12 protein-coding genes and 1 tRNA gene are annotated in these 14,653 nt (G+C 74.4%); 6 read left to right on the forward strand and 7 right to left on the reverse strand.

Annotated features, from left to right (window positions below; all coding sequences use genetic code 11):
- The first annotated feature begins 61 nt into the window (after positions 1 to 61).
- A tRNA-Leu gene (locus GA0074704_RS22180) sits at positions 62 to 144 on the forward strand.
- A 32-nt stretch (positions 145 to 176) separates the two neighbouring features.
- Positions 177 to 926 carry a transcriptional regulator gene (locus GA0074704_RS22185; RefSeq protein WP_088972285.1) on the forward strand — a complete coding sequence of 250 codons (750 nt, stop codon included), beginning with the start codon at positions 177 to 179 and terminating at the stop codon, positions 924 to 926.
- A gap of 73 nt (positions 927 to 999) precedes the next feature.
- Here GA0074704_RS22185 and GA0074704_RS22190 read toward each other — a convergent pair whose 3' ends face one another.
- A complete protein-coding gene (locus GA0074704_RS22190; RefSeq protein WP_088972286.1) occupies positions 1,000 to 2,160 on the reverse strand; it encodes a trans-sulfuration enzyme family protein in 1,161 nt (386 codons plus the stop codon).
- 101 nt (positions 2,161 to 2,261) lie between these two features.
- On the opposite strand from GA0074704_RS22190, the gene GA0074704_RS22195 reads away from it, so the two are divergent.
- The 3 genes from GA0074704_RS22195 (at position 2,262) to GA0074704_RS22205 (ending at position 5,500) form a co-directional block, all read left to right on the forward strand.
- Positions 2,262 to 2,741 (forward strand): Lrp/AsnC family transcriptional regulator, encoded by a 480-nt coding sequence (locus GA0074704_RS22195; RefSeq protein ID WP_088972287.1) that lies wholly within the window; start codon positions 2,262 to 2,264, stop codon positions 2,739 to 2,741.
- A gap of 84 nt (positions 2,742 to 2,825) precedes the next feature.
- Positions 2,826 to 3,818 carry an LLM class flavin-dependent oxidoreductase gene (locus GA0074704_RS22200; protein ID WP_172880707.1) on the forward strand — a complete coding sequence of 331 codons (993 nt, stop codon included), beginning with the start codon at positions 2,826 to 2,828 and terminating at the stop codon, positions 3,816 to 3,818.
- Between the two features lie 248 nt (positions 3,819 to 4,066).
- On the forward strand, positions 4,067 to 5,500 hold the full coding sequence (locus GA0074704_RS22205) for a pyridoxal-dependent decarboxylase (protein ID WP_231926648.1): 1,434 nt from the start codon (positions 4,067 to 4,069) through the stop codon (positions 5,498 to 5,500).
- Between the two features lie 612 nt (positions 5,501 to 6,112).
- On the opposite strand, the gene GA0074704_RS22210 is transcribed toward GA0074704_RS22205, so the two are convergent.
- The 6 genes from GA0074704_RS22210 to GA0074704_RS22235 form a co-directional block, all read right to left on the reverse strand.
- Positions 6,113 to 7,084, reverse strand: a complete 972-nt coding sequence (locus GA0074704_RS22210; RefSeq protein WP_088973884.1) for a sulfite exporter TauE/SafE family protein — start codon at positions 7,082 to 7,084, stop codon at positions 6,113 to 6,115.
- A gap of 132 nt (positions 7,085 to 7,216) precedes the next feature.
- On the reverse strand, positions 7,217 to 7,690 hold the full coding sequence (locus tag GA0074704_RS22215; RefSeq protein WP_088972290.1) for an RrF2 family transcriptional regulator: 474 nt from the start codon (positions 7,688 to 7,690) through the stop codon (positions 7,217 to 7,219).
- A gap of 74 nt (positions 7,691 to 7,764) precedes the next feature.
- Positions 7,765 to 8,634 (reverse strand): acyl-CoA thioesterase, encoded by an 870-nt coding sequence (locus tag GA0074704_RS22220; protein ID WP_088973885.1) that lies wholly within the window; start codon positions 8,632 to 8,634, stop codon positions 7,765 to 7,767.
- 64 nt (positions 8,635 to 8,698) lie between these two features.
- Positions 8,699 to 10,147 carry a pyruvate kinase gene (gene pyk, locus GA0074704_RS22225; protein ID WP_088972291.1) on the reverse strand — a complete coding sequence of 483 codons (1,449 nt, stop codon included), beginning with the start codon at positions 10,145 to 10,147 and terminating at the stop codon, positions 8,699 to 8,701.
- 196 nt (positions 10,148 to 10,343) lie between these two features.
- Positions 10,344 to 11,726 carry an FAD-binding oxidoreductase gene (locus GA0074704_RS22230; protein WP_197697566.1) on the reverse strand — a complete coding sequence of 461 codons (1,383 nt, stop codon included), beginning with the start codon at positions 11,724 to 11,726 and terminating at the stop codon, positions 10,344 to 10,346.
- A 121-nt stretch (positions 11,727 to 11,847) separates the two neighbouring features.
- Complete coding sequence (locus GA0074704_RS22235; RefSeq protein WP_088972292.1) at positions 11,848 to 12,213, reverse strand: YciI family protein; 366 nt, start codon at positions 12,211 to 12,213, stop codon at positions 11,848 to 11,850.
- 199 nt (positions 12,214 to 12,412) lie between these two features.
- Here GA0074704_RS22235 and GA0074704_RS22240 point away from each other — a divergent pair, with 199 nt between their 5' ends.
- Entirely contained in the window at positions 12,413 to 14,584 is a 2,172-nt protein-coding gene (locus GA0074704_RS22240) for a SpoIIE family protein phosphatase (RefSeq protein ID WP_172880710.1), read from the forward strand.
- Positions 14,585 to 14,653: the final 69 nt, after the last annotated feature.

Below are 14,653 nucleotides of genomic sequence, written 5' to 3' on the forward strand. Positions count from 1 at the left end.
CCCGGCACGGCTACCACCCATGCTCCCGCATGAGCCTAGTCGGGTACAGTTGCGGCAACTCGCCGGGATGGTGGAACGGAATACACGGAAGTCTCAAACACTTCTGCCCGAAAGGGCTTGCGGGTTCGAGTCCCGCTCCCGGCACTTCTGTCATACACATGTTCGATGATGCCCTCGTGCATCCACCCGAGATGCGGGCTCGCGCCCGCGCCCTTCGCGCCCGGGGCCACAACATCCGTTCGGTGGCCCGCTCCCTCTCTTTGCCGTACACCACGGTCTGGCACTGGTGCGTCGACCGACCCGAGCCCGCCGTCTTCGGCAGCGCTGTCCGCTGCTTTCGGTGTCGGCCGGAGCAGGAGGCACCACCCGACCCGGCGGCCTACGCGTATCTGCTCGGCCTCTATCTGGGAGACGGCCATCTGGTCACCACCGACCGGGTACCGGTCCTGCGGATCTACTGCGCCGACGCCTGGCCCGGGCTGATCGATGCCTGTGACGAGGCGATGCGGGCCGTGCTCGCGAACAAGGTCCAGCGGATCCAGAAGCAGGGCTGCGTCGCGGTGCAGAGCACCGCAAGCCATTGGCCCTGCCTGCTCCCGCAACACGGACCGGGCAAGAAGCACCGCCGCCCGATCGTGCTGACCGACTGGCAGCGCGAGATCCTTTCGGCGCATCCGGGCCACTTCCTCCGCGGCCTCTTCCACTCCGACGGCTGCCGATTCAGCAACCGGGTGGTCACCCGGGGCAAGGAGTACGTCTATCCCCGCTACATGTTTTCCAACCGGTCCATGGACATCATGGGCCTCTGCCAGTGGGCCCTCGACCTGCTGGGCATCGCCTGGCGGATGAACCTGCCGTGGTCCCTGTCGGTGGCTCGTCGGAAGGCGGTCGCCGCCCTCGACCAGCATGTCGGCCCCAAGTCCTGAGCCGGGCCGGGAACGGAAACGGTCGCCGGCCACGTGCCACAGGAGTCGGCCGGCACGCGCGGCCCGACCCGGGTCAGATCGCGGCGAGCGCCCGCGCCAGATCCGCCCGCAGGTCCTCCGGGTCCTCCAGCCCGACCGACACCCGCAGCAGCCCGCCACAGGGCTTCGCCTCCCCCTCGACCGGCCGGTGGGTCAGCGACGCCGGATGCTGGATCAGCGTGTCCACCCCGCCGAGCGACACCGCGTGGGTGATCAGCGCGCAGCCGTTCGCCACGGCGGCCGCAGCGGGCACGCCGCCGCGTACCTCGAAGGCGAGCAGGCTGCCGGTGCCGGACATCTGCCGGCCGACCAGCCCGGCCGGGTCGGCGACGCTGGGGTGGTGGACCCGTTCGACGGCCGGGTGGCCGGCGAGCCAGGCGGCGAGCTTCTCGGCGCCGGCCTGCTGGGCGCGGACCCGCAGCGGCAGGGTCTGCAGGCCGCGGTGCAGCAGGTACGCGCCGAGCGGGTGCAGGACGGCGCCGGTGACGGCGCGGACCTGGCGGAGTCGGGCGGCCCAGCCGGCGTCGCAGGCGATCACGCCGGCGAGCACGTCGCCGTGGCCGCCGATGCTCTTGGTGGCGCTGTGCAGCACGAGCGCGGCGCCGTGGCGGGCCGGCTGCTGGAGCACGGGGGTGGCGACGGTGTTGTCGACCAGCAGTGGGACGTCGCCGGCGGCCTCGGCGAGGGCGGCGAGGTCGACCAGGTCGAGGGTGGGGTTGGCGGGGGTCTCGACGATCACCAGGGCGGTGTCCGGGCGCACGGCGGCGGCCACCTCGTCGGGGCGGGCCCAGCTGACCTCGGTGCCGAGCAGGCCGGTGGCGAGCACGTGGTCGGTGCCGCCGTAGAGGGGGCGGACGGCGACGACGTGCCGCTTGCCGTCGCGGGTGGCGGCGAGCAGGGCGGCGGTGAGGGCGGCCATGCCGCTGGCGAAGGCGACGGCGTCGGTGGTGCCCTCGAGCTCGGCGAGGGCGGTCTCGAAGCGGGCCACGGTGGGGTTCCAGAGCCGCTGGTAGACGGCGCTGGTGCCGTCGGCGGGGAGGGTGCCGCCGGTGGCGAGCAGTTCGTACGCGTCGCCGCCGGCGTCGACCGAGGGCAGCGGGTTGGTGGTGGAGAGGTCGATGGGCGGCACGTGGACCCCGAGGGCGGACAGGTCGTCGCGTCCGGCGTGCACGGCTCGGGTGTCCAGGGTCGTCATGCCCGGAAGCGTCGAACATGAGCCGCGCAGAGGGCAACAGATCCGTAGAAGATTCTCAGTAGGGTCTTTCGGTGGAAGGATGTTCGGAGAATGATGGCGGGATGCCCCTCGCACCGAACGATGTGCGGCCCTTCGCCGGCCTGGACGACGTCGACCGCGCGATCCTCACCGAGCTGGCCGTGGACGGCCGCCTGCCGAACAACGCCCTCGCCGAACGGGTGGGGGTGGCCCCGTCGACCTGCCTGACCCGGACCCGCGCGCTGCGCGAGTGCGGGGCGATCCGCGGGATCCACGCCGAGGTGGATCCGGCCGCCGTGGGGCTGCCGTTGCAGGCGCTGGTCTCGGTCCGGTTGACCGCGCACGAGCGGGCGGCGGTGGACGCGTTCCGGGCCCGGTCGGTGCGGCTGCCCGGGGTGGTGTCGGTGTTCCACGTGGCCGGCGCGGAGGACTACGTGCTGCACGTGCGGGCCGCGTCCGGTGACGCGCTGCGCGACTTCGTGCTGGACCACCTGGCGGTGGATCCGGTGGTGCAGCACACCCAGACGAGTCTGATCTTCGAGCAGGCCCGCGGCATGGGCTGACCCGGGTGCCTCGATGTGACGTGGCCGGTGGCCGGAACAATTCGGGCGTGGGCGACGTTGGCCCGACGTGTGATCGACGTACCGATGTCTGTCCTCGACCTTGCCCCGGTCGCCGCCGCCGGCTCCGCCGGTGAGGCGCTGCGGCACACCACCGAGCTGGCCCGACGTACCGAGGAGCTGGGCTACCGGCGCTTCTGGGTGGCCGAGCACCACAACATGCCGGCCATCGCGTCCTCCGCGCCGGCGGTGCTCCTCGCCCACCTGGCCGCCAACACGAGCACCATCCGGCTCGGGTCGGGCGGGGTGATGCTGCCCAACCACGCCCCGCTGGTGGTGGCCGAGCAGTTCGGCACCCTGGAGGCGCTGCACCCGGGCCGGATCGACCTGGGTATCGGCCGCGCCCCGGGCACCGACCAGGTGACCGCGCTGGCGCTGCGCCGGACCATGGAAGGGCTGTCGGCGGAGGGTTTCCCACGCGAGCTGGCGGACCTGATGAACTACTTCAGCGGCGATCAGCAGGGCCCGATCACCGCGTCGCCGGGGCTGGGCCAGTCCCCCGCGGTGTGGCTGCTGGGCTCCAGCGGGTTCAGCGCCCAGCTGGCCGGCCTGCTCGGCCTGCCGTTCTCGTTCGCGCACCACTTCAGCGCGCAGAACACCCTGCCCGCGTTGCAGCTCTACCGGCAGAGCTTCCGGCCGTCGCAGTGGCTGGACCGGCCGTACGCGATGGTCGCGGTCAACGCGGTCTGCGCCGAGACCGACGAGCGGGCCGAGTGGCTGGCCGGCCCGAGCGGGCTGTCCTTCCTGAAACTGCGCTCGGGCCGTCCCGAGCCGCTGGCCTCGCCGGAGGAGGCGGCGGCGTACCCGTACACCGACGTCGAGCGGGAGTTCGTCGAGGGCAGGCGGTTCGGTCAGGCGCTCGGTTCGCCGCAGACGGTGGCCCGGCAGCTCGGTGAGCTGGTGGAGCGGACCGGCGCGGACGAGCTGATGCTCACCACGATGGTGTACGACGTGGCCGACCGGGTCCGCTCCTTCGAGCTGGTCGCCGAGCACGTCGCCGGTGGATCGCTGCGCCGGTGACGCAGGTCACGCCGCTCTGAGCGGCCGAAACACGGGCTTCATAACGGCGTCACCCGCGCGACGCGTGGGACGACTAACTTTGTCCTCGGTGGTGGTACGGCATTCCCGGTCGGGACGGGTCGGGGATGCCGCGGTGTGGTGCACCGGGCCGCTGACTGTGCGGATTCCGCGGTCGGCGGCCCGGTGCCTGCCTTTTCGGGCGCCGGCGCCCCCTTGATCCGGGCCGGTGGACCTGATCGACTCGGGGCATGGCTGCGCACATGACCCCGGACGAGTTCCGCCGCGCGGGGTACGCGGTGGTCGACTGGATCGCCGACTACTGGTCGACGCTCGGCGAGCGGCCGGTGACCTCCCAGGACCCGCCGGGCGCGGTGGCCGCCGCGCTGCCACCGACCCCGCCGGAGCGGGGCGAACCGGTGGACGCCGTGCTGGCCGACCTGGACGCCCTGGTCACCCCCGGGCTGACCCACTGGCAGCATCCGGGCTTCTTCGGCTACTTCCCGGCCAACACCAGCGGTCCCAGCGTGCTCGGTGACATGGTCAGCTCCGCCCTCGGGGTGCAGGGGATGCTCTGGGCCACCGGGCCGGCGTGCACCGAGCTGGAGACGGTGATGCTGGACTGGCTGGCCGAGCTGATGGACCTGCCGCGGCGGTTCCGCTCCACCGGCGCGGGCGGCGGGGTCATCCAGGACTCGGCGTCCTCGGCGACCCTGGTCGCCACGCTCGCCGCGCTGCACCGGGCGAGCAAGGGCCGGTGGCGCGTCGACGGCCTGGACCGGCGCTACCGCGCCTACACCTCCACCCAGGGGCACTCCTCCATCGAGAAGGCGGCCCGGGTCGCCGGGCTGGGCGCCGAGGGGGTACGCGCGGTCGGGGTGGACCCGGCGAGCCAGGCGATGGACCCGACGGCGCTGCGGGCCGCGATCGAGGCCGACCTGGCCGCCGGGGATGTGCCGGCGATCGTGGTGGCGACCGTGGGCACCACCTCCACCACGGCGGTGGACCCGCTGCCGGAGATCGGCGCGATCTGCGCCGAGTACGGGGTCTGGCTGCACGTCGACGCCGCGTACGCCGGGGCGGCGGCGGTCTGCCCGGAGCTGCGCTGGGCGCACGCCGGGCTGGAGCGCGCCGACTCGTACTGTTTCGACCCGCACAAGTGGCTGCTCACCGGCTTCGACTGCGACGCGTTCTGGGTGGCCGACCGGGCCGAGCTCGTCGAAGCGTTGACGGTGATGCCGGAGTACCTGCGCAACGCGGCGAGCGAATCCGGCGCGGTGATCGACTACCGGGACTGGCAGGTGCCGCTGGGCCGCCGGTTCCGCGCCTTGAAGCTCTGGTTCGTGCTGCGCTGGTACGGCGCGGAGGGGCTGCGGGCGCACATCCGCTCCGGGGTGGCGCTGGCGGACCGGTTCGCCGCGCGGGTGGCCGAGGACGACCGCTTCGAGCTGGCGGCGGCGCACCCGTTCTCGCTGGTCTGCTTCCGGTTGGTCGCCGGGGACGAGGCGAGCGCCGAGTTGCTGCGCCGGGTCAACGACACCGGTCGGGTGCACCTGACGCACACCCGCGTCGCCGGCCGGTACACGCTGCGGCTTGCGGTCGGCTCGCCGTCGAGCACCGAGGCTCATGTGGACGAGGCGTGGCAACTGCTGAGCGGCGCCGCCGACGAGCTGCTCGCGCCCTGACCCGAGCCGGGCCCGACCGGCCCGACCGAGGGCCCGCCGTCCGGAGCGCGGCCCCGCCGTCCCGACCCCGGGGGCCGTCGTCCCGACCGCCGGGGGGCCGTTCGTCCCGACCGCCCGTTCGAGGCCTCTCAGCTGCCGGGCCCAGCTACGGCGCCCGCGTAACTCCGTGGGCTCCATCGCCCCAGGTCCGGCCACCCGGAGGTCCGGTGCCGCACGGCCCGATCCCCCAACGGGCGGGCCATTCGCTGGTCGCGCTACGGCCGCTGACGACATGGCCGCCGCCCGGCGGTGGGTCGCCCGGGCCCGTAGCCCTGAGGCCCGTCACCGCCGCGCCGGCCGACGTGGGAAGGAACTTCTCTGCGAGCGTGATGCCTGAGAGGAATATTGATGACTCTGAGGTATCACGCTCGTTCGCGATGTCGGCAGGAGCCGGATTGCAGAGCGTGATCCAGTCCTCGTTCCGTGCGTGCTCGGGAGGCGGCGGACCGCCACGTGTCGCCAGCGAAGCAGCCCGGGCCCGGTGACGAGCGCAGACCGCCAGCCAGCACAGCACGGACGGCAGGGCGACACGGACGGCCGGCGACCGCTCAGGTGACGTACCCCCGGGAGGGGTCAGCGGTCGACGGCGGCCAGCGTGGGCGACGGCTCGGCGTCGCCCGCGGTGAGCGGCGCGGGATGGTCGGTGGGTGCGGGGGCCGCGAGCGCGGTGGCGGCGACGGCCCGGGCCCGGCGGGTGCGGCGCAGGGCGCGCACGGCCAGCACCAGGGCGACCAGCCAGCCGGCGGCGAGCAGGGCGTAGACGGCGGGGCGGGCGCTCCCGCCGAGGTCGCCGGCGCGCATCAGGGTACGGGCGTTGGTCAGCACGATCACGCCGCCGACGGTGGCGCCGAGCAGCTGGGCCGGGACGATGCGGACCAGCCAGGCGGCCACCGGCGCGGCGATCAGGCCGCCGACCAGCAGCGCGGCCGTGGTGGGCAGCAGGAAGCCGTCGGAGCCGAGCCCGATCAGGAAGCCGAGGCTGGCGGCGCCGGCCACCAGGAACTCGGAGGTGTCGACCGAGCCGATCACCTTGCGCGGCTCCAGCCGGCCGGAGACCAGCAGCGCGGGTGTCGCCACCGGCCCCCAGCCACCGCCGCCGGTGGCGTCGACGAAGCCGGCGACCAGGCCGAGTGGGCCGAGGAAGCGGGTCCGCAGCCGGCCCGCCACGCGGTCGGTGCGCAGCGGCCGGGAGAAGCGGATCAGGAGGTACGCGCCGAGGGTGAACAGGATGCCGGCCATCCAGGGGGCGGCCGCCTCGGTGGAGATCGAGCTGAGGAAGGTGGCCCCGGCGAAGGCGCCGGCGGCGCCGGGCAGGGCGATCCGGCGGACCACCCGCCAGTCGACGTTGCCGAACCGCCAGTGGGCGACGCCCGCGGCGAGGGTGGTGCCGATCTCGGCCAGGTGCACCGAGGCGGAGGCGGCGGCCGGGGCGACGCCGGCGAGCAGCAGCAGCGTGGACGAGGTCAACCCGTACGCCATGCCGAGGGCGCCGTCGACCAGCTGCGCGGCCAGCCCCACCAGGGCGAGGATCAGCAGTTTGCGCACGAGCACTCCCCGGCTTCTAGGGATCTCCTATCGACTTGGTCGACAATGCGGTATGCCGGGCCACCGGTCAAGCCCCTGATCGGTGGGTGGGACGCGGGACACCGCGCGGGCGCCCGGGAGGGAGGCGGGCGGTCAGCTCCAGGCGCGCGGGTCGGCGGCCAGCTCGCTGACCCGGCCCGGCAGCGTGCCGCCCGCCACGTCGGCGATCGTGACCTGCTCGAGGATCTCCCGCTCGCTGGCCCGCAGGGCGATCCAGACGTCCTGCAACGACCGGGCGGCACCCTGGTAGCCGAGCTGCTCGGGGCGCTGGCCCCGCACGTGCGCCAACGGCCCGTCGATCACCCTGATCACCTCGGCGAGGGAGATCTCCGCCGCCGGGCGGGCCAGCCAGTAGCCGCCCTCCGGGCCGCGCTGGGCGTGCACGATGCCGCCCCGGCGCAGCTGGAGCAGGATGCTCTCCAGGAACTTCGGCGGGATCTCCTGGGCACGGGCGATCTGCTCCGCGGTGACCGGCCGGCTCCGCCCGCCGGTGGCCGTGCCGTCGGTGACCGCCGCGAGCTCGGCGGCCGCGCGGAGGGCGTAGTCGACCCGGGCGGAGAGACGCATGCGGCAAGGTTAGTCGGCGGATCGGCCGCCCGGTCCGGCGGCCCTCCGCCGACCGGCCGGCAGCGCGGGTACGGTCAGCCACCCACCCGGCGCAGCAGCCCCTCCTGGACGGCGCTGGCGATGTGCCGCCCGTCGGTGGTGAACATCCGCCCGGTGGCCAGGCCCCGGGCACCGGAGGCCGACGGGCTCCAGCAGTCGTAGAGGAACCACTCGTCGGCGCGGAACGGCCGGTGGAACCAGAGCGCGTGGTCCAGGCTCGCCCCCACCACTCCCCCGGGCCCCCACACCTCGCCGTGCACGGAGAGCACCGAGTCCAGCAGGGTGAGGTCCGAGGCGTACGCCAGGGCGCAGGCGTGCAGCAGCGGATCGTCGGGCAGCTTGCCGTCGATGCGCATCCAGACCCGCTGGTGCGGCTCGGCGGGGCGGTCACCGGGGCGTACCCAGCCGGGCTCGCCGACGTAGCGCACGTCGATCGGGCGCGGGATCTGCCCCCAGATGCCGAGCCGCTCCGGATAGCGGGAGAGCCGCTCGGTCATGGTCGGGACCTCGTCCGGGCCCGGCACGTCGACCGGGGTCGGGGCCTGGTGGTCCAGCCCCTCCTCCTGCCGCTGGAACGACGCCGACATGAAGAAGATCGGCTTGTCGTGCTGCAACGCCACCGAGCGGCGGACCGAGAAGGACCGGCCGTCCCGGACGTTCTCCACCTGGTACTCGATGGGCTCGGCGGGGTCGCCGGGGCGGACGAAGTAGCCGTGCAGCGAGTGCACGAACCGCTCCGGGTCGACGGTGCGGCCGGCGGCGACCAGGGCCTGCCCGGCGACCTGCCCGCCGTAGACCCGCTGCGGGCCGACGGGCGGGCTCATCCCCCGGAAGGTCATCTCCCCGGTGTGCTCCAGGTCGAGCACCTCGAGGAGCTGGTCCACGGCCGCCTGGCCGACCGCCACGTCGCTCACTGAAGCGCCTCTGTTCGCGACTGCGGGGCTCGCAACCCCGACTCACTCCTCGCGCTCACTGAAGCGCCCGGGCCGATGCCGCGTCGACGAGCGAGCCGAGCTGGTGCACCCGCAGGGTGTTGGTGGAGCCCGGGGTGCCGGGCGGGCTGCCCGCCACGATCACCACGTGGTCACCCGGGTTGGCCCGGTTCAGGCCGAGCAGCGCCTGGTCGACCTGGCGGAACATGTCGTCGGTGTGCTCGACGAAGGGCATCAGGAAGGTCTCCACGCCCCAGCAGAGCGCGAGCTGGTTGCGCACCTCCGGCACCGGGGTGAAGGCCAGCAGCGGCAGGTCGCAGTGCAGCCGGGCCAGCCGCTTGACGGTGTCACCGGTCTGCGAGAAGGCGACCAGCGCCTTGGCGCCGATGGCCCGGGCGATCGAGGACGCGCCGATGGTGAGCGCCCCGCCGTGCGTACGCGGGTCGTGCTGCAGCCGCGGCACGCCGATCGAGCCGGCCTCCGTGGTGGTGATGATCTTGGCCATGGTGCTGACGGTGAGCACCGGGTACTTGCCCACGCTGGTCTCGCCGGAGAGCATCACCGCGTCGGCGCCGTCGAGCACCGCGTTGGCCACGTCCGAGGCCTCGGCCCGGGTCGGCCGGGAATTCTCGATCATGGAGTCGAGCATCTGGGTGGCCACGATGACCGGCTTGGCGTTCTCCCGGCACAGCTGCACGGCGCGCTTCTGCACCAGCGGCACCTGGTCCAGCGGCAGCTCGACGCCAAGGTCACCGCGAGCGACCATCACACCGTCGAAGGCCAGCACGATCGCCTCGAGGTTGTCCACCGCCTCGGGCTTCTCGACCTTGGCCAGCACCGGGCGGCGGACGCCCTCCTCGTCCATGATCGCGTGGACGAGCTTGATGTCGTCGGCCGAGCGGACGAAGGAGAGCGCGATCAGGTCGACGCCCAGACCGAGGGCGAAGCGCAGGTCCTCGGCGTCCTTCTCCGACATCGCCGGCACGCTCACCGCCACGTTCGGCAGCGAGACGCCCTTGTTGTTGGAGACCGGGCCACCCTCGGTGACCAGCACCCGGATGTCGTTGCCGGTGACGTCGCTGACCTCGACGGCCACCCGGCCGTCGTCGATCAGCAGCCGGTCACCCGGCTTCACCTCCTGCGGCAGCTTGCGGTAGGTGCAGGAGACCCGGTCCTTGGTGCCCAGGATGTCGTCGCTGGTGATCACCACCGAGTCGCCGGTACGCCACTCGTGCGGGCCGTCGGCGAACTTCCCCAGCCGGATCTTCGGACCCTGCAGGTCGGCCAGGATCGCCACCGGGTGGCCGGCGGCGTCGGCCGCCTCGCGGACCAGCCGGTACACCGACTCGTGGTCGGCGTGGGCGCCGTGGCTGAAGTTGAGCCTCGCCACGTTCATGCCCGCCTCGACGAGTCCGCGGATCCGCTCCGGGGACGAGGTGGCGGGGCCAAGAGTGCAGACGATCTTCGCGCGGCGTGTCACGCCCATCAGGCTAGTCTCTCCTCCGGATCGACCTGCCGGCCGACCCTCTACGGACTGCGGAACATCTGTCCAACGACACGCGACCGGGGCGTGTGGCCGGCGGGACGAAGACCGCACCGGGGACAACGTGAGTGGCGGGCATCGGCGACCGCGCGCCGGGAATCGTACCGCCCGCCCGGGCCGGCCGCCCGGGGGACGCCGGTCACCCGGCGCCGCGCACCTCCGGCAGGGTGGGTACGGCGGAGAAGACCGCGTCCGGATCGTACCGGCGCTTGGCCCGGCGCAACCGGTCGACGTTGGCGCCGTAGGCCAGCAGCACCCGGTCGGTCTCCTCCGGCGCGAGCAGGTTCGGATAGCCACCCGGCAGCGCGTACGGCGCCAACGCGGCGCTGGTGGCCTCCGCCCAGTCCCGGTGCGGCCCGGCCGGGTCACCGGGCGCCCACGCCGCGATCACCTCCACCAGCGAGTGCGCCGTCCGCAACCCGAACGCCGTGTCGGCGGCGCCGACCCGGGTGGCCGCCCCGTGGAAGTGGTGCAGGGCGATCGCCGAGTACGGCGAACTGACCCGCCGGGCGGCGGCCGCCAGCGCCTCGACGGCCCCGTCGGCGAGCCCCGGCAGCCAGCGGGTGCGCAGCAGGTAGTGGTTGCCGTCGACCATGCCGCCGTCGAACATCCCGAGCACCTCCTCGTACGGCAGGCGCGCCACCTGGTCGACCAGCGGGCTGCCCAGCGCGCGGATCCGGTCGACGTACCGCTCGCCCTCGCCGGGGTCGGCGCCGGAATACACCGGGCAGACGAAGACCAGCGGCTCGCCCTGCGGACCGGGCAGGAAACCGGCCATCACGGTCAGCTCGTCCGGCGCCCCGGCGATCAGCTCCCGGTAGCCGCGCAGCACACCGACCGCCTCGTCGAGGCCGAACAGCACCATCCCGGCCAGCGCGGCCGGCACCCGGTGGGCCCGGAAGGTCAGCCGGGTCACCACCCCGAAGTTGCCGCCGCCGCCGCGCAGCGCCCAGTACAGCTCGGGGTCGTGCGTCGGGTCGGCGGTCAGCTCCCGGCCGTCGGCGAGCACCACGTCGGCGCGGAGCAGGTTGTCCAGGGCCAGGCCTAAGCGACCGCAGAGCGGGCCGTACCCGCCGGCGAGGGTGAGGCCGGCGAGCCCGACGGTGCGGACGGTGCCGGTGGCGACGACCAGGTCGTGCGGTCGGCCGGCGGCGACGGCGTCCCCGGCGGTGGCCCCACCGGCCACGGTGATGGTGCCGGCCTCCGCGTCCACGTCGACCTGACGCATGCCGGTGAGGTCGACGACGACCCCGCCGTCGCGCAGCGCCCGGCCGGCCCAGTCGTGGCCGCCGGCCCGCACGGACAACGGCAGCCGGCAACGGCGGGCGATCCGGACCACGCCGGCCACCTCGCCGGCGTCGGCGCAGCGGGCGAGCAGCGCCGGCGCCCGGTGCACGGCGCCGTTCCACAGCCGGGTGGCGGTGGCGAAGTCCGCGTCCGCGGGGACGAGCACCCGCTCGCCCAGCAGCTCGCGCAGCAGGTCGGCGGCGCGGGAAAGGTCGGGGATGGCGGTGGCGGTCACGGCGTCTCCTCGGCCCCGGACCCGGCGGCGCCCGGCGCGTCCGCCCCGGCCGGGGTCACCAGTGAACACCCGGCCGACCGGCGGCGCCGTCACCCTGCCGACAGCCGGCCCCGCCCGCGGCTCAGCTCTGCATCTTGGCCAGCGGGAAGTCCATCGAACCAGCCGGGCAGAGGAAGGTCATCACGTCCACCTGGTACAGGCCGGCCTGCACCGCGGGGTCGGCCTCCATGACGCTGCGTACGTCGTCCACCGAGCCGGTCCGCGCCAGCCCGAAGCCGATCGGCGGGGCCGGCTCCCGGGCCGGGCCGTCGACGGAACCGGCGACCAGCACGATGCCCCGGCGTTGCAGCGCCTGCATGTGCTGGAAGTGCTCGGCCTGCAGCCGCTGCACCGTCTCCTCGGGCAGGGCCGGGCCGGCCGGACCGGGATAGAGCACGATGCACTCGTACGTGTCGAGCGCGAAGTCCACCTTCGGCGTACCCGTCATGGCGCTCCCTCCCCGCGCTGCCGGCGCCCTGCCGCGCCGGATCCGGCCGGTCCAGCGTCGCACGGCTCGGGCCCGGGCAGCGGCGGGTCCGGCGAACGGCCCACCCCGACCGCCCGGTTCGGCCCACGCCGGACCCGACGTCCCGGCCTCACCGGCCGGCGATCGCCACCCCCGCCGCACGCTGGTACGGTCCGAGCTGATGGGCGTCCGCCTGGCCGCCCGGAAGGCGCTCGACGTGACCGTTCCTCCCCCCGGCCCGACCGATCCGGACGAGTCCCGGTGGCGGGACGTGCTCGCGACCGGCGGCGAGACGGGCGCCCGGATCGCCGCGAACGACTGGACGGCCACCTCACTCGGCCCAATCGAGAAGTGGCCGCAGAGCCTGCTCACCGCGGTCGCCATCTGCCTGCACTCCCGGTTGCCGATCCTGCTGTGCTGGGGTCCGGAGCTGGTGCTGCTCCACAACGACGCGTACCGGCCGATGCTGGGCGCGGCCGGGCCCGAGGCGTTGGGCCGGCCCGCCGCCGCGGTCCGGCCGGAGAGCTGGGACCGGATCGGGCCGGTGTTCGCCGGGGTGCTCGCCGGCGGGGGCGCGACCCACGGCCGGGACCAGGTGCTCCTGCCGGACCGCGACGGCGCCGGGGAGGACGGCCACGTCGCCCTGTCGGTCAGCCCGATCATGGACGAGTCGGGCACTCCGGCTGGCGTCTTCGCCGCGGTCACCGGAACCACCGGCCGGGACGTCGGCGACCGCCAGCGGGCGCTGCGCCAGGCGGAGGGGCTGGCCGGGCTGGCCGGTGCGCTCAGCTCGGCCGAGCAGCGGGCGCAGATCGTCCGGTTGATCGTGGAGACCGTGCCGGAGGTGGTGGAAGCCGCCGCCGTACGGGTGGCGGTGGTGCCGCCGGGGTCGACGACCGCGCAGGTCACCGCCCGGACCGGCACGAGGGCGCTGGCGATCGACTCGGGCGTCCCGCTGGCCCGGGCGGTACGCAGCGACGCGGTCACCCGGGCGAGGGGCGGGCGGGTGGTGTGCGTGCCGCTGCGCGACGGCGAGGGCGGGGTGTCCGGCGCGCTGGAGGTGCGCTGGGACCGGCCGGCCGGCGACGACGGAGCCCGGCGCAGTCTGCTCGACGCGGTCGCCGGGCTGTGCGGGCAGGCCCTGCGCCGCGGGGAGCTGACCGAGTCGGCGCGGGCGACGGCGGGCTTCGCCGCCCGGCTGAGCGTCACCCGGTCGACCACCGAGGCGATGGAGGTGATCCTCTCCGCCGCGCCGGCCGCGCTGGGCGCGGCGCTGCCCGGCCTGGCCCTGTTCGACGAGGGCCGGGTCCGGCTCTGGTACGACGACGTCCCGGGTTCCCTGGCGGCCACCTTCACCGACCTGCGGCTGGACGATCCCCGGCCGATCGCCCGGGCGCTGCGCACCGGGGAGCGGATCGTGGTGCGCGACCGGGCCGGGTTCGCCCGCGCCTTCCCGGGGCTGCCCGATCCGGTGGGGGCGCACGGCATCGTCACCACGGTGGCGCTGCCGCTGTTCGACGCCGCCCGGCGGCCGGTGGCCGCGCTGGCCTTCGGCTGGTACCGGGAACACCCGCTGCGCGTCAGCGACCTGGCGTTGCTGGACACCATCGCGGACCTGTGCGAGCAGACCCTGGAAAGGGTCCGGCTGGCCGCCGCCGAGCACAACCTGGTGACCCGGCTGGCGGGACGGCTGCGCACCCCGGCGACCGGGATCCCGGAGTCGCTGGAGGTCGCCACCCGCTACCGGCCGGCGATGACGGGGCTGCACCTGGGCGGCGACTGGTACGACCTGATCGAGCTGCCCGGCGGCCGGCTGGCGGTGGTGCTCGGGGACGTGGTGGGGCACCGGGTGGAGGCCGCTGCGGACATGGCCCAGCTGCGGACGGTGGTGAACACCCTGCTGCGTACGGGGGTGCCGTTGGACGAGGTCTTCCCCCGGGTGACGGAGCTGGCCGGCAGCGGTTTCCTCGGCACCTGCCTGGCGATGATCGTCGACCCGGCCGCCGGGGAGGCGACGGTGGCGCGGGTAGGGCATCCGTACCCGGTGCGGATGCCGGCCGGTGGCCCTCCGGAGACCGTCGTCACCGGCAATTCGCTGCCGCTGGGGATGGTCCGGGAGCGGGTGCCGCTGACCCGGGTGGACTTCACCCCCGGGGACCTGCTGGTGGTCTACACCGACGGCCTGGTGGAGCGGCGTGGCCGGCCGTACGAGGCCGGGGTGGCGGCGTTGCACGAGGTGCTGGCGCCGGTGGCGGGCCGCCCCGTGGAGGAGATCGCGGACGCGCTGCTGGCCGGCCTGACCGGCGCGGAAGACGACCAGGCGCTGGTGGTGGTCCGGCACGCGAGGCGCTGACCGGGGCGGTGTCGCCACCCACATTCCGGGGCGTGGCACGTTGCAGGAGGGGTTTCCCGGGAACCCTGC

This window comes from Micromonospora siamensis, from assembly GCF_900090305.1.
Classification (GTDB): domain Bacteria; phylum Actinomycetota; class Actinomycetes; order Mycobacteriales; family Micromonosporaceae; genus Micromonospora; species Micromonospora siamensis.